The 15,014-nt window shown below is 57.7% G+C and carries 10 protein-coding genes and 1 pseudogene; 8 read left to right on the forward strand and 3 right to left on the reverse strand.

The annotated features are described in order from the left end of the window. Positions 1-147 precede the first annotated feature (147 nt). Positions 148-633: a 2Fe-2S iron-sulfur cluster-binding protein gene (locus ACVWYZ_RS06215; RefSeq protein ID WP_414358164.1), complete on the reverse strand. Its 486-nt coding sequence runs from the start codon at positions 631-633 to the stop codon at positions 148-150. 175 nt (positions 634-808) lie between these two features. On the opposite strand from ACVWYZ_RS06215, the gene ylqF reads away from it, so the two are divergent. The 5 genes from ylqF to ACVWYZ_RS06240 all read left to right on the forward strand — a co-directional run bounded on the left by ylqF (position 809) and on the right by ACVWYZ_RS06240 (position 6,570). Further along, on the forward strand, positions 809-1,660 hold the full coding sequence (gene ylqF, locus ACVWYZ_RS06220; protein WP_457466525.1) for a ribosome biogenesis GTPase YlqF: 852 nt from the start codon (positions 809-811) through the stop codon (positions 1,658-1,660). A 233-nt stretch (positions 1,661-1,893) separates the two neighbouring features. Beyond that, on the forward strand, positions 1,894-2,259 hold the full coding sequence (locus ACVWYZ_RS06225) for an NAD(P)H-quinone oxidoreductase subunit M (RefSeq protein WP_011432289.1): 366 nt from the start codon (positions 1,894-1,896) through the stop codon (positions 2,257-2,259). 80 nt (positions 2,260-2,339) lie between these two features. Then, on the forward strand, positions 2,340-2,765 hold the full coding sequence (locus ACVWYZ_RS06230) for a DUF2996 domain-containing protein (RefSeq protein ID WP_011432290.1): 426 nt from the start codon (positions 2,340-2,342) through the stop codon (positions 2,763-2,765). A 564-nt stretch (positions 2,766-3,329) separates the two neighbouring features. Beyond that, positions 3,330-4,805, forward strand: a complete 1,476-nt coding sequence (glgA, locus tag ACVWYZ_RS06235) for a glycogen synthase GlgA (protein WP_457466526.1) — start codon at positions 3,330-3,332, stop codon at positions 4,803-4,805. Positions 4,806-4,962: 157 nt separating this feature from the next. Further along, entirely contained in the window at positions 4,963-6,570 is a 1,608-nt protein-coding gene (locus ACVWYZ_RS06240) for a glycoside hydrolase family 57 protein (protein ID WP_457466527.1), read from the forward strand. A 118-nt stretch (positions 6,571-6,688) separates the two neighbouring features. Here the strand turns inward: ACVWYZ_RS06240 and ilvB are convergent. Further along, a pseudogene (ilvB, locus tag ACVWYZ_RS06245) lies at positions 6,689-8,488 on the reverse strand (biosynthetic-type acetolactate synthase large subunit); the annotation flags it as partial. 211 nt (positions 8,489-8,699) lie between these two features. Between ilvB and ACVWYZ_RS06250 the strand changes: the two are divergent. Then, the gene (locus ACVWYZ_RS06250; protein ID WP_457466528.1) at positions 8,700-10,277 is read left to right on the forward strand and encodes a phospholipid carrier-dependent glycosyltransferase; all 1,578 of its coding nucleotides are present in this window, start codon (positions 8,700-8,702) and stop codon (positions 10,275-10,277) included. A gap of 109 nt (positions 10,278-10,386) precedes the next feature. After that, the gene (locus tag ACVWYZ_RS06255; protein ID WP_011432295.1) at positions 10,387-11,451 is read left to right on the forward strand and encodes a Gfo/Idh/MocA family protein; all 1,065 of its coding nucleotides are present in this window, start codon (positions 10,387-10,389) and stop codon (positions 11,449-11,451) included. Between the two features lie 635 nt (positions 11,452-12,086). Here the strand turns inward: ACVWYZ_RS06255 and ACVWYZ_RS06260 are convergent. Beyond that, positions 12,087-13,916 (reverse strand): transglutaminase domain-containing protein, encoded by a 1,830-nt coding sequence (locus tag ACVWYZ_RS06260; protein ID WP_457466529.1) that lies wholly within the window; start codon positions 13,914-13,916, stop codon positions 12,087-12,089. A gap of 231 nt (positions 13,917-14,147) precedes the next feature. On the opposite strand from ACVWYZ_RS06260, the gene ACVWYZ_RS06265 reads away from it, so the two are divergent. Next, positions 14,148-15,005, forward strand: coding sequence for a sulfite exporter TauE/SafE family protein (locus ACVWYZ_RS06265; RefSeq protein ID WP_457466530.1), 858 nt, complete (start codon positions 14,148-14,150; stop codon positions 15,003-15,005). Positions 15,006-15,014 lie beyond the last annotated feature (9 nt).

Here is a 15,014-nt window from a genome sequence, read left to right on the forward strand (position 1 = left end):
TCAGCTCATCATTAGGAAGGAAAATGCCTTGTCATGATGGAGTGCCCAAGGCCCAAGAATGCTCTCTGTATAGATGGGGTGGCCAAGTGGCTCAAACTGGCCTAAAGGATGGGATAAGGACTCCGGCCCGCTGTCGCGATCACAATTTCAAAACTCCTGGCTGCTCCGAGCCAACGCTTCTTGGATATCCAGATCCAGCCCTTTCACCGATTCCAGCACCGAGCGGGTGATCAGCTTACCCTCCTGCACCAAAATGGCGCCGGTTACAGGGTGCAAAAGCGGCTGTTCGGCCCGCCGACCGATCAACGCCTCGATATCCTGAAAAGCATTGATGTACATCCCGGCAGGCAATTCCACCACCACCCCTTCCCCCAGCACGCGCGCTTGGCAGGCCAGGCGGGAGTTGGGCTTGCAGGTGGTGATCGCCTCCAGGGTGCGCTGCTCCCGCTTGCTCACCGGAGACAAAGACTCCATCCCTTCCTTAACGTACACATGGCAGGTGGCACAGAGGCCGCGCCCGCCGCACTCTTTCAACACATTCAGCTCTTCCTGCAACAGTACCGAGAGCAAATTGCTGTTGGTGGCGATTTCAGACACTTGGGCAATGGGATCCAACCGCACGCGCTTGACCATAACCTTCCCTCTGTTACACGCCTTAACATTAGCTTGTCCATGAAATAAAGATCCCAGCCGCGTCCACATTGTATTATTGGCTACCTCGGTGGGCAGGTTGAGCCTCTTTTGGGGAATCGGGCTAGATTGGATCCCACTGTTGATTTCTGCTGTCCACTTCTAGGGTTCTGGCGGCATGAGTTCTCCGGCCATCCAGTGGTATCCCGGCCATATTGCCAAGGCAATTGGCCAGTTGCGGGAAGAGTTGCAGCGGGTGGATGCGGTCATCGAGGTGTTGGATGCGCGGATCCCGTTGGCCAGTCGTCATCCTGAGCTGGGCCGGTGGCTGGGGGAAAAACCTCGCCTCCTGGCTCTGAACAGGGCGGACTGCATTGAGGCTGGGGATCTGAAAGCTTGGCAGGAGTATTTTTTACGGCAAGGGATCCCTGTCTATCCCACCAATGGCCGCTCAGGAGAAGGGGTGAATCGCCTCAAGCAGGCGGTCTTGCAACTGGGGCAATCGGTCAATATGCGGCGTCAACAGCGGGGAATGCGACCGCGGGCCGTTCGGGCGGTGGTGGTGGGCTTTCCCAATGTGGGCAAATCTGCTTTGCTGAATCGACTGTTGGGGCGGCGGGCAGCCGAGAGCGCAGCACGTCCTGGGGTGACGCGGCAACTGCGGTGGGTGCGGCTGGGGGGAGAGTTGGATCTGTTGGACTCGCCGGGCATCATACCGCCCTCTCTGCCGGATCAACAGGCGGCCTCTCTATTGGCCATCTGCGATGACATCGGCGAAGCGGCCTACGATCCCGAACGGGTGGCGGCCCACTTTTTGGATCAAGTGCTGAGGGTGCAGCCCCAAGCCGGATCTCTCTTGCAAAAGCGCTACGGTTGGCCGGATCCGATCCCTCCCGGTGGTGCCGCAGTGCAGGAGTTGGCCGAGCGGCGGTATCAAGGGGATCCTCAACGGGCAGCACGGCAAATTCTCAACGACTATCGCAAGGGCTTGCTAGGGCCGCTGGCCTTGGAACTTCCTCCCAATGCGTGAGCCCCCTACAAGAAAGTCACGTTGTTGCTATGGGCAGGGGAACCGCAACGCTGTCGCGATAGGCCGCTGTGGGAACTTGCTCACCTCAATGTGCAGGCGCTCCAGTAGGGGAATAGCAGCGGGCATAGGAAAAGCTTGGGCCGAAGTAAGCCGAGGGCAAATAGCGGATCCCCCACAAGCGCTAGGTAATGATACGCTGTTTAGCAGGTTAGATCCGGAGCGGAGCCATCGCAATGCTGAAATGCACCACTCGCCACGTCCACATTTTTGCCGGTGAAGTTACTGCAGACAACAACTTCGTGCCCCGCGACGACCTGTTTACCCTCGATGTGGATCCGGACAACGAGCTGGTCTGGACTGATGCTGCCCTGCAAAAGGTCTATGCCCGTTTCGAAGAGTTGGTGGAAGAATACCGGGGGCGAGACTTGACCGAGTACAATATCCGCCGCATTGGGTCTGACCTGGAACATTTCATCCGCTCCCTGCTCAAGCAAGGGGAGATCGCCTATAACCTGCAGGGGCGTGCCCCCAACTTCAGCATGGGCTTTCCCCAGATCCCTGCTGAAGAAATTGTCGGCCAATACATCCCCAAGGGCTAGCTCTTTGCCGGTTCTGGACAGAGTTTTTGATTGTTCTGCATCTAAGGCTTTTACCCATCTGATTGTCGGAGCGTTTCCCCATGTCTGGAGAACCCACCCCCGAGGCCGCTGCTGCCGAGAAACCCGCTGAAGCTGCCAAGCCTGCTGCTGAGGATTCCCCCAAAGCCGCTGCGAAAAAAGTTGCTAAGGAAGAAAAGCCCTTCGAGCAACAGATCACGGAAGAGGTGATCCCGGCAGCCATTGCGGCTTTTCAAAAGCGCGGAGTCAGCGATCTGGAGCTGCGCCTGGAAGGCAAGACGCTGGTCGGCGCGTTTGCAGGAGGCAAGAAGCAATTTAGCGTGCTGTTTGCTGAGGGATCCTTGAATGGCCGCAAGTTCTTCCGCTGTACCACCGAAGGATCCCCGGCCAGCACCATCGAGTCTTTTATGATCGACGAGCGGCGCGTGGATGTCAACCTATTCGTGTTTTATTTGGTGCAGCGCCTTTACGCTCAGCAGTGGTATTGAGTTCGCGTGACCTTGAAGGATCCCTGCCTGAGGAACGGTGCTCATGGATCCCATGTGAAAAACGTTCTGGTTTGGCAAAGCCGGGATCCATCCGGCCCCGTTCTCTGGCATGCCTCTGGCATGCCTAGATCCTAAACAGGGTACTTCGGTTGCTGCTTTCTCGGAAGATGAGCTGCACACTCGGATCGAAGAACGGTGCCCATATGCCGGGGTCAACCGTTCATAGCCGTTTCAGGTTAGGGTAAGACGCCTGGGCTATTGAGAAAAGCCTTCTGGCCTTGTGCATTATCGCTCCGCAACGCTGACGCGACCAACGTTTTGAGTGGGGGTGCAGGGCCCTAGTTTGAATCAAATGACCCTAATTCCGTAGAGAGCTGCTCCCGTAGATCAGGTTCCTGAGCAAATGGCGCCGCTTGAGCCTGAACCCAGTCTGCCCAGAGGTTATCTAAAGTGAGGATCCCTAATTGTGGGGATCCCTTGCCGCTGCGAGGGATGTTCTGTCGGGGCCAAAAACGATTATCGTTTTGTGAAGAAAGGTAAGGCTCTGCTACAGGAGATCTCGAAATGTACATCGTGCAGATTGCGTCTGAATGTGCCCCGGTCATCAAGGCGGGGGGACTGGGGGATGTGGTGTACGGCCTCAGCCGGGAGCTGGAAGTGCGGGGGCACTGTGTCGAGCTGGTTTTGCCCAAGTATGACACCATGCGCTACGACCAGATCTGGGGCTTGCACGATGCCTATCGCGATCTCTGGGTGCCCTGGTACGGGGGGGCCATCCACTGTTCGGTGTACTGCGGCTGGGTGCATGGCCGCCTTTGCTTTTTCATTGAGCCTCACTCAGGAGACAACTTCTTTAATCGCGGGTGTTATTACGGCTGCCCGGATGACAACATGCGTTTTGCTTTTTTCAGCAAGGCGGCTTTGGAGTTTCTCCTACAAAGCAACAAACGCCCGGATGTGATCCACTGCCACGACTGGCAGACAGGGTTGGTGCCGGTGCTGCTGTTCGAGATTTACAAGTACCACGGCATGGCAAATCAGCGGGTGTGCTACACCATTCACAACTTCAAACACCAAGGCTTTGGTGGCCCAGAGATTCTTTGGGCTACCGGCCTCAACCGCGAACCCTATTACTTCCACTACGACCGTTTGCGCGATAACTTCAACCCCTTTTCTCTCAACTTTATGAAGGGGGGAATTGTCTTTTCCAACTTCGTTACTACGGTTTCTCCCAATCACGCGCTGGAGGTGCAATTTGGCGACTACGGCTATGGACTGGGCCATACCCTCTACCTGCACCGGCATAAGTTTCGCGGCGTTTTGAACGGCATCGATTACGACATCTGGAACCCGGAGATCGACCGCTTTATCCCCGTGCGCTACACTGCTCAAACGCTGGAAAATAAAGCTAAAAACAAAAAAGCTCTGCGGGATCGGCTGCTACTGCAGGATGTTGACAAGCCTATCGTGGCCTATATCGGGCGATTGGACGAGCAAAAGGGCGTGCATTTGGTGCATCATGCCATCTACCGCTCCCTGTTCAAAAATGCCCAATTTGTTCTCCTGGGATCCGCTACGGAGCTAGGGATCGGCGCTTGGTTTGCCCACGAGAAAAGCTACCTCAACAACAACCCCGATGTTCACATTGAGTTGGGCTTTAACGAAGAACTTTCCCACCTTATCTATGCGGGGGCAGACATCATCGTAGTGCCCAGCCACTACGAACCCTGTGGACTCACTCAGATGATTGGCTTGAAGTATGGCACAGTTCCGGTGGTGAGAGGAGTGGGTGGCCTGGTGGATACCGTCTTCGACCGCGACTACGATCCCCACAAATTGCCCGAACAACGCAATGGTTACGTCTTTTATCACACAGATCCAGCTGCTTTGGAGTCGGCTCTGGATCGGGCCATCGACCTTTGGTACACCGCTCCTGACCAGTTCCGTCAACTGCAGATTCAAGGCATGAGCTACGACTACTCCTGGAACTATCCTGGCAAGGAGTATCTGGAGATCTACGACTTCATTCGTCACCGCTGAGCCCAACAGCGATCCCCAGCGATCCCAGCTCTTGACCCCAAGGACGAAATGCTGGACGATAGGTAACAATCTTGGGCTTAACCTTCTCTACAGATTTGCTGCTGAAGAAGGTGGGCTCGCCCCGTTATTTTTTCCCACCTAAGGATCCCTGGCCGCTATGGGTTATCTCGCCTTGGTACTCCACGCGCACCTGCCGTTTGTGCGCCACCCTGAGCAAGACTTTGTGCTGGAGGAAGAATGGCTCTACGAAGCCATCACGGAGACCTATGTGCCGCTGCTGCACATGTTCGAGGGGCTACAGCGAGATGGCATCGACTTTCGCTTCACCATGTCCCTGACGCCGCCCTTGGTGTCGATGCTGCGGGATCCCTTGCTGCAGGAGCGCTACGACCACTATCTAACCAAATTGGAAGAGCTGGCCCAGCTGGAGTACGACAAAAACACCACCAACGGCCACATTCGCTACCTGGCGGAGCACTACATCAAGCAGTTTGCCATGGTGCGGGATCTCTGGGAGCGCTACGACCGGGATCTGGTGCGAGCTTTTAAGCAGTTTCAAGACAGCGGCAACCTGGAGATCATCACCTGTGGGGCTACCCACGGCTACCTGCCCTTGATGCAGATGTACCCGCAGGCAGTCTGGGCGCAGTTGATTGTAGCTTGTGAGCACTACAACGAGCACTTTGGCCAATGGCCGCGGGGGATCTGGCTGCCGGAATGCGCCTACTACCAAGGGCTGGAGCGGATGATTGCCGATGCCGGCCTGCGCTACATGATCACCGACGCCCATGGTCTTCTCTATGCCAAGCCACGGCCCCGCTACGGCATGTACGCCCCCATTTTTACCGAGACTGGCGTTGCCGTTTTCGGGCGGGATCACGAATCCTCGCAGCAGGTGTGGTCGGCGGAAGTGGGCTACCCCGGGGATCCGGTTTACCGCGAGTTCTACAAAGACCTGGGGTATGAAGCCGACTACGAGTACATCAAGCCCTACATCATGCCCAACGGCCAACGAAAAAATACTGGCATCAAATACCACCGCATTACCGGGCGCAATCTGGATTTGGGGCAAAAGCAGCTTTACGACCCCTACTGGGCGCGGGAAAAAGCGGCAGAACATGCGGGCAACTTCATGTTCAACCGGCAGCGGCAGATTGAACATCTCTACAGCGTGATGGGACGTCCGCCGCTGGTGGTGGCCCCCTACGATGCCGAGTTGTTTGGCCACTGGTGGTACGAGGGCCCTTGGTTTTTGGATTTTCTCATCCGCAAGAGCTACTTCGACCAGTCCACCTACCGCATGACCCACCTGGCCGAGTACCTGAAAGAGAACCCCACCCAGCAGGTGTGCAAACCTGCCCAGTCCAGTTGGGGGGCGCGCGGCTTCCACGAGTACTGGCTCAACCCCAGCAACGCTTGGATTTATCCCCATTTGCACAAGGCCACCGAGCGGATGATCGAGCTGAGCCGTCGCGAGCCTGCCGATGACCTAGAATGGCGGGCCTTGAACCAGGCGGCGCGAGAATTGCTACTGGCTCAATCGTCTGACTGGGCTTTTATCATGCGCACAGGGACGATGGTTCCCTATGCAGTGCGCCGCACCAAGTCCCATCTGCTGCGCTTCAACCACCTCTACGAGAAGATCAAAGAGGGTCAGTTTCGGCGAGAAAAAGCCACCCCTGAAGAGGAGCAGTGGCTGGCCAAGGTGGAATATATGGACAACATCTTCCCCAATATCAACTACCGGGTTTACCGACCCCTCTAAGCAGTGTTGATCCCAACTCTCCTCTCCCTTTGGGAGAAGGGCTGGGGGTGAGGGTCAGGAGTCGGCAGAGAGAGCTTGGGATCCCACCTTTCCTAGCCGGATGGCCAGGCCACCGATTCTAGAGCTTGGTGCCGCACTCGGCGCAAAACTTGTGCAGGGTGGGGTTTTTGGTGCCGCAATTGGGGCAGTAGATCAGCTCGGCGGCTTGTTCCAGTTGCCGCTTCTCCGGCAGCCCGATCATCTGATAGTTAGCTTTGCCGGCAGGCACCATCGGGTAGCAGTTTTCATCCCGCTTGACCACAAAGTCGGCCACTACCGGCCCCTCGTGCTTGAGGATCTCCTGGATGGCATCTTCCAGTTGATCGGGGTGATCGACGCGGATCCCTTTCACCCCAAAAGCCTCGGCTAGCTTGACAAAATCCGGCATTCCGGGAGACATATCCGAGTGGGAGTAGCGCTCGCCGTGGAAGGCCTGCTGCCACTGCCGCACCATGCCCTGCCAGCCGTTGTTGATGATGGCCACTTTGGTGGCAATGCCGTACTGAGCCACTGTGCCCAGCTCTTGCATGTTCATCTGGAAGCTGGCGTCGCCACTGATGCAGATCACCTCTTGATCCGGCAGGGCCACCTTGACCCCCATCGCCGCCGGGAACCCGTAGCCCATAGTACCCAGCCCAGAACTGGAGATCCATTGGCGCGGCCCGTTGCGCAGAAACTGCGCCGCCCACATCTGATGCTGGCCAACATCGGTGGTGTAGTAGGCGTGGGGAGCATGACGACGAAAGGCATCGATCACCTGTTGGGGGGCAATCACGCCTTCGTAGCTGGGCACCTGCAGGGGATAGTCCCGCTTCCAGCGCTCGATCCGATCCAGCCAGGCCTGAGTTAGGCCTGGAGTAGAAGGCATTTTGCTCAGTTGAGCCAGCATCTCCACCAGAACAGTGCGCACATCCCCTACAATCGGCACATCGGGCGCACGGTTTTTGCCCACCTCGGCTGGGTCGATGTCGATGTGAATGACTTTGGCGTGCTTGGCAAATTCATCTAGCTTGCCGGTCACGCGATCGTCAAAGCGGGCCCCCACCGCAATGAGCAGGTCGCACTCGGTGACGGCGAAGTTGGCATAGGCCGTGCCGTGCATGCCCAGCATCCCCACCGACAGGGGATCGTTCTCATCGAAAGCCCCTTTGCCCATGAGGGTGGTGGTCACCGGGATCCGATAGGTGTGGGCCAGCTCGGCAATTTCGGCGTGGGCACCGGAGATGATCGCCCCACCTCCCACATACAGCAAGGGCCGCTTGGCCTGCAGGATCAGCTTGGCCGCTGTGTGGATTTGCCGTGGGTTGCCACGCACGGTGGGCTTGTAGCCGGGGATGTTGATCTCGCTGACGGGTTGATAGTCAAACTCTTCTAGGCCCACATCTTTGGGGATGTCGATCAGCACCGGCCCGGGCCGACCTGTTCCGGCAATGTGAAAAGCCTCTGCCACGATCCGAGACATTTGGCGCGGATCCCGTACCACGTAGGAGTGCTTCACAATGGGCAGGGTGATGCCAAAGATGTCCGTCTCCTGGAAGCCGTCGGTGCCAATCAGATGGCGAGGTACCTGCCCAGTGATGACCACCATGGGTACAGAGTCCATCATGGCGTTGGCGATGCCCGTCACTAGGTTGGTCGCCCCTGGGCCAGAGGTAGCAAAACACACCCCCACCTTGCCAGTGGCGCGAGCATATCCGTCGGCGGCGTGGGCAGCCGCTTGTTCGTGGCGTACCAGGTAATGTTTGAGCAGCCCCTGAGACTCGGCTTTGTACAGCTCGTCGTAGATGGGGAGGATGGCTCCCCCCGGATAGCCAAAGATGTGTTGCACCCCATGCCGGTGCAGGCTGTCCACCAACGCATATCCACCAGTCGCCACGGTGTCTCCTCCCCACTGAGATGACCGAACGTCAAACGCCCGCTCTCAGGAGCGCCAGCGCAGACAGGGTACTGGCCAGAAGTTGGCCAACTTTGTATTCAATTCTACAGTCTAGCAGTGGTTTGCTTTGGAATCGCTTAGACTTTCACGGTCGGCTAAAGTAACACTGGGGATCCCTAGGGATCCTCGCCGGAGTGTTGAGAGTGCCCTATCCATGACTGGAGAGCCAACCCCCATTGACCCCGGGCCGGAGCGGTCTCAGGGCAGCTTGCTGCTAGCTGTGCCCATCCTCGGATCCCCGCACAGTGCTGTGGGATCCCGACAGTGGCTGGTATGGGGAGCGCTGGGGATCTTTCTGGTGGGTCTGGGGTTGCGCCTGTGGCGGCTGGACGAGTTCCCGACACCTGTGTTCGATGAGGTGTACTTCCCGGAGTTTGCCCAAAACTACCTGGATGGCAAGCCTTTTTACGATGTGCATCCCCCCTTGGGCAAGTACTTCATTGCCCTTAGCATTCAGGTGTTTGGCCGCAACGAGTGGGGATTCCGCTTCGCCACTGCTTTTTGCGGATCCCTGATCCCCCTGTTGCTGACCGGTTTAGCCTACCGCCTCACCTACCACGTGGGCTTTGCTCTGTTGAGCGGGGTTTTGCTGCTGACCGATGGGGTGTTTCTGGTGGAATCCCGCTTTGGCCTGATCAACGTGTATCTGGTAGCCTTTGGGCTGGCAGCGACCATTCTGTTGCTGAGAGGTCTAGAAAACCAAGGTTGGCGACGGGCTGCTCACTTTGCTTGCTCCGGGATCCTGTTGGGGGCGGCAGCTTCGGTGAAGTGGAATGGCCTCTGGTTTGCCTTCATGTTTGCTCTGTTGGGGATCCTCGTCTGGGGGGTGGTCTGGCTGCGCCCGCAGTGGATCCCACGGTTGGGCATTTTGATCCAGATTCGTCATCTGCGCTGGTGGCACTATGTGTTTTGCTTCGTCCTCGCTCCGCTGGCCTTTTATGCCATTCAGTGGATCCCGCACCTGCAGCTGAATCCCCAACAGGGACTAACTCTGGATTGGAGCTGGACGGGCATCCAGAATTATTTCCGCTCCCTGGTGCTCATCAACCAATCCATCTACGGCGGCCACATGGCAGCCCACCTGGTGGTGGACGAAGAGACGCCTGTTCACCCCTACTGCTCCACCAGCTTGCGATCCCTGGTGGCTTGGTTCCCGGCTTTGCGTCCTTGGCTGACTACGCCCTTGGCCTCGGCAGGAGCTTGGTCCTGGCCGATCCTGGGCCGCCCCGTGGCCTACTACTTCAGCAGTCAGGGCAACCTCTGGCAAGCTGTTCATGGCGTGGGCAATCCTTGGCTGTGGTGGCTGGGCACGGGATCCATCTTGGTGCTTGTCTGGCGAGGGATCCGCCACTTTCACGGTCTCGAAGCCTTCATTTTGATTGGCTATGCGGCCAATTACCTGCCTTGGTTTAGGGTCAGCCGCTGCGTTTTTATCTACCACTACATGAGCGCTCTGGCGTTTAGCACCCTAGCCCTGGCTTGGTTGGTGCTGCTGGGCTGGCAGAGCTATCGCCGCTTTTGGCGCGGGGCGAGCATCACGGCGGTGGCCTTGGTTTTGGCGTCCTTTGTCTTCTTTTTCCCCGTTTGGCTTGGCCTGCCCCTCAGTCCAAGCGGATTCTACGCCCGCATGTGGTTTCGCTCTAGCCCGGTGCCGCTGTTCTGTTTCAGCCCCCAATCCTGCCAACAGCCCCCGCTGCACCTGCCGCCCATCCCCGGCTTGAACTGGATCTAAGGGAGGCATGGTAAGCTTTGTGAAGTTTGTTTCGTGAAATGCGGCGCTCCGTTACCGAAAGATGGAGCGAGGTTCGCGAAACCCTTGTGGTGGAGGTAGTGGAAACGTCATGGCCCGATCCTGCCCGAGTTCTGCCAACTCTCCCCGCCGTCCACTGGCTTATTCAGAGCAAGCTGTCCCGGTTGGGGTGATCGGGGTAGGCAACATGGGCCAGCACCACACCCGCGTTTTCAGCCTGATGAAGGATGTGCGGGTCGTGGGGGTAGCGGATATCAACGTGGAACGGGGATTGGATGTGGCCAGCCGCCACCGCGTTCATTTTTATGAGGACTACCGCGATCTGCTGCCCCATGTAGCTGCCGTGGCCATTGCCGTGCCGACGGTTCTGCACCACGAGGTGGGTATGGCCTGCCTGGAGGCCGGGGTACATGTGCTGATCGAAAAGCCCATCGCTGCCAGCATCAGCGAAGCAGAATCGCTGGTGAACCGAGCTGCCGATTGCAATTGTATTTTGCAGGTGGGGCACATCGAGCGCTTCAGCCCTGTTTTCCAAAAGCTGGGCCAAGTCTTGCAAAGTGAAGAACCTCTGGCTTTCGAGGCTCACCGTCTCAGCCCCTATTCCGACCGCGCCAGCGATGTGTCAGTGGTATTCGACTTGATGATCCACGACATCGATCTGTTGCTGGAGCTGATCCCATCTCCCGTGACCCAGATTACCGCCAGCGGCAACCGCATCTCCAAGCTGGGCTACCTGGACTACGTCACGGCTACTCTCACTTTTGCCAACGGTGCCATCGCCACCCTCACTGCCAGCAAGGTCACCCACCGCAAGGTGCGCAAAATTGCCGTCCACTGCAAGAATGCCTTGGTAGAAGCAGATTTTCTACACAATGAGATCTCGGTGTACCGCCAGGGATCCGTCGGCAGCACCAGCGACTACGGCCAAATGCCCTACCAGCGGGATTGTTTGATTGAGAAAGTCCACACCGACAATATCGACAAGCTGCATGCCGAACTGGAGCACTTCATCAATTGCGTGCGGGGGGGCAACCAACCTTCTGTGGGTGGGGAACAGGCCCTGAAAGCATTGAGGCTGGCCTCGGAGGTAGAGCGGATTGCTTTGGATGGATGTGCCTGGAGCGAAGCCAAGCCCCGCCGTAGTCTCCTATCCTAATCTCTAACGCAAGCCCCAGATGGGGGCAGAGCCCTGTTGTTGGCCCATAGCCATTCCAGCATCAGGCTGGGGAAGAAAAAGCGACATTCGCGCCCGCGGAGTGCAGCTCTATTTGTTGCTGTTGCCAGTCCACCACTCAATACTCCTGTAGCCCAAGCCGACTGTAAAGCTTGAGCTTAGTTTGCTTATCCTGGCCAATATTGCGAGCTCCAGGGCTCAGCACTCCTACCGCCGATTCTGGGGCACTGTGGAGTTTGCCATCCGCCCGTGACATACTCCCATCGCTGACCCTACGGGTACAGCGTGGGCTTCTCGCTTCATCGGGGAGCTTTCGCAAGAACCCTCAGCGAGCAGACACGGGATGTCCCACCGCGTAGTTGCACCAGATTCCGGCAAAAGCCGTTTTGTGCAACTGCTCCCATCATACACCATGTGGGGGTATCTGTATCCCGGCACTGACCCTACGGGTACAGTGCGGGGCTTAGCTACCCCCACACCCCCATAAGCTAACGCTGTTCTCAGTCGAGAGCGGCTTACCCACACCACATCAGGAGCCACATTGTTATCTTCGGCAAAAATCACTCCCGGAGCAATGTTGGCCAATCTCAGGCCCGTTTTCTCACTCTATTCGCCTTTCAAATTTCTTCTAAGATGCGAAACTGCACATGGTTAATGGCCAGCTCCCCAATTGAGGCTTGGTCGGTGTTGATCGTCTCGAAAGGGATCCCTTTGGCGATCTCGGCATGGGTCCAGGGCAAGCCCATGAAGTAGCGCTGCGAATAGGGGCGCTCCCCCCGATCGTCGGGGTTCGACTCCATCGGCACCCAACCCCAGCCGGGCAGATAAAACTCAATCCACACGTGGTTGTACTGGGGAAACAGCGGGATCCCTTTCAGTTCTGGATGGGGAGGACATTTGTAGCGCCCCACCGTGCGGCAAGGGATCCCATTGAGGCGGGCCAAAGCCAACAGCACCCCCACATATTCACCACAAGAACCGGAGCCACGCCGCAAAACCTCATCCGGCGGATCGATGCGAGAGGTGACCCGGTAGGAGAGCTTGTCGTAAACATAGGCCCGGATATTGAGCATTTTGCGCAGCAAGTTGGTCTCGCTGCCGACGGCCCGCCGCGCTGCCTCTCGGACAATCGAGGTGTCCATGGCCAGGTAGTCATCGTCCACCAAGTAGCGATCCCGTAGGTCTGGGGGCACGACGGCATCTTCTACATCCAGCGGATCGATGCAGTACTTGATGCTGTAGAGATCCAACACCGCCCGCCAGCCAAACAAGCGCACCTCATGGGCCCCCAGGGATCCCAGCGAAAACACTGCCACCTGTTGGCCAGATTGCTCTTCCACTTCAAACGGCAGACCTACCCAGTGCAGGCTGCGCACCCGTTGGCGAAGGCTGTTGCAGGGCAAGGCAATTCGCCAGACCAAATCGGGCAGGAAGCGCGGCTCTTCTTGGGCAATTTCTTCCACATAGGTCAGCTCCACCCGATAGCCGTGGGAGAGGGTGTAGGTGGCGCGTTCCCCCAGACACTGGGGCTGAAAAACTACCGGGCAGGCAATGGGGGAATCCTCGGCCTCGGTTCCACTGCCGCCAGAGGGGTCGGGGGAGCTAGGGGGATCCAAAGGCCGCAGGCGTAGGGGGGCCACCCAGGTTTTATCGCGCAGGGCCACCGACAAGGGATCTGGAGCATTGGGGTTGTCGTGGATGTAGGCTTCTTCGTGGGCATAGGCCACCCAGAGTTGCCCCCGCCAATGGGCCAAGCCTGTTGGCCCAGGAGAAGGGGTGAGGATGCGGGCCAGTTCTCGCCCGGTCTGGCGCTCCAGCACGTAGATCGTCTCTTCCACCCGATCGCTCACCCAGAGGTAGTCTCCCTGCACCGCAATCTGTTCTCGGCCAACCCCAGGGGCAGGCATCTCCTGCACGATGAGACCACGGCTGGGATCCAGTTGCAGGATTTTTTCCCGTTTGTAGCAGGTGGCATAGAGGTAGCGGTTTCCCGTGTGGGGATCGCTCCAGAGGGCGATCCCTTCGATAGGGTAGGGGCACCTACACACTGGAAAGGCTTCCAGGGATCCCGGTTGCTGCAGAGCGGACATGGGAATGCGCAAGATTTGCCCCTCTTGCTCCCGACTGAGCCAAATCCACGCTTGATCCCCTTCTGACTCTACCCACAAACCGTAAGCGCCTTGGAAAGAATGGACATGATGGGGATTGAGCAGCAGGGTGTTGTGCTCTTGAATTTCCACCAAATAGCCCCTCACCCGATCCAAGCCCAACAGGCGATCTCCCCAGGTGGCCAAACCTTCCAAAGCAACCAGCCCCAGAGGTTGCAGAGGGGCCACAGTTCCCTGTTGCCGCCCAGATGGAGGCCACCAAGCAGGCTGGGATCCTCTTGCCGTGGAACCCGGATTTTTCAGAGCACCCAGATCATTTGCCGGATGGATGGCAACCATGAAGGCTTCCTTGCCTATGGATGAAGTTGACATGCTGGCGCGATCTGCACCAAGGCGGTACGACTGTCCAATATTTACTGTCCAACATTATTATGATGCGCCTCTTTTCAACCCCACACCCAAGGCTTCTCGACCGATGTATCCCTGCTAGTCTTGCCAGGACTGGAGAATGTTACGATGATGGCGGCTTTTTGGCCAGCAAGATAGAGCAGCGGTGGGGAGTGGTAGGGGATGGAGTTGGCCTTGGCAATTGGCGGCCTGGTGGCAGGGATCCTAGCCGGGGTGCTGGGCATTGGCGGTGGAACGATCCTGGTGCCCTTACAGGTCAGCTTGGGGATCCCACCGGTTCAAGCTGCAGCCACCAGCAACCTTTCCATCGTTATGACCTCGATTGCGGGCAGCATCCAAAACTGGCGGATGGGCATGCTGGATCTGAAACGGGTGATCCTGCTGGGGATCCCAGCGTTGCTTACGGCTCAAGTAGGAGCAATTATCGCCAGTCGCCTTCCCAGCTATCTGCTGTTGGCAGCGTTTGGAGTGTTGCTGCTGGCCAACACTTACCTGGTGCAACTCAACAAAAAGGTGGTTATCCAGGCCCAAGAATTGGGGGCTGACGTCAGCGATGCCGAGCACCTCAGCGGGACGGAGTCCTCAGGACAGATGTCTCCCTGGTTAGCCCGCGCCCTGACCGGTGGCGCTGCCGGTTTGTTGGCCGGGCTGTTTGGCATCGGCGGTGGGGTGATCCTGGTGCCAATGCAGATCCTGCTGCTGAAAGAGACGATCAAAGTGGCGATTCAGACCAGTCTGGGGGCCATTGTAATCACAGCAGTTGCTGCCACCGCCAGCCATGCGGGCCTCAGCGATTGGATCTGGAATGGCCTGGGGTTGGGGGACGGCACTATCCACCAAAATGTGCTCTGGATCCCTGGTTTGATCTTGGGGACAGGGGGGTTAATCGGTGTACAGATCAGCACACGCACCCTGCCCAAATTGCCCGATGAAACCGTCGGACTGCTGTTTCGGGGCTTTCTGACCATCCTTTCTCTCTACATTTTTTGGCAAGCTTGGCAAAGCTACCGAGCCCTGTGAAGTGATCCT

The sequence above is a fragment of the Thermostichus sp. MS-CIW-37 genome (genome assembly GCF_054060065.1).

Coding starts and splice junctions, on each gene's coding strand:
- glgA (WP_457466526.1), top strand. CDS start 3,330: ATGTACATCGTGCAGATTGCGTCTGAATGTGCCCCGGTCATCAAGGCG.
- ACVWYZ_RS06255 (WP_011432295.1), top strand. CDS start 10,387: ATGGCCCGATCCTGCCCGAGTTCTGCCAACTCTCCCCGCCGTCCACTG.
- ACVWYZ_RS06265 (WP_457466530.1), top strand. CDS start 14,148: ATGGAGTTGGCCTTGGCAATTGGCGGCCTGGTGGCAGGGATCCTAGCC.
- ACVWYZ_RS06260 (WP_457466529.1), bottom strand. CDS start 13,916: ATGGTTGCCATCCATCCGGCAAATGATCTGGGTGCTCTGAAAAATCCG.
- ACVWYZ_RS06230 (WP_011432290.1), top strand. CDS start 2,340: ATGTCTGGAGAACCCACCCCCGAGGCCGCTGCTGCCGAGAAACCCGCT.
- ACVWYZ_RS06250 (WP_457466528.1), top strand. CDS start 8,700: ATGACTGGAGAGCCAACCCCCATTGACCCCGGGCCGGAGCGGTCTCAG.
- ACVWYZ_RS06240 (WP_457466527.1), top strand. CDS start 4,963: ATGGGTTATCTCGCCTTGGTACTCCACGCGCACCTGCCGTTTGTGCGC.
- ACVWYZ_RS06215 (WP_414358164.1), bottom strand. CDS start 633: ATGGTCAAGCGCGTGCGGTTGGATCCCATTGCCCAAGTGTCTGAAATC.
- ACVWYZ_RS06225 (WP_011432289.1), top strand. CDS start 1,894: ATGCTGAAATGCACCACTCGCCACGTCCACATTTTTGCCGGTGAAGTT.
- ylqF (WP_457466525.1), top strand. CDS start 809: ATGAGTTCTCCGGCCATCCAGTGGTATCCCGGCCATATTGCCAAGGCA.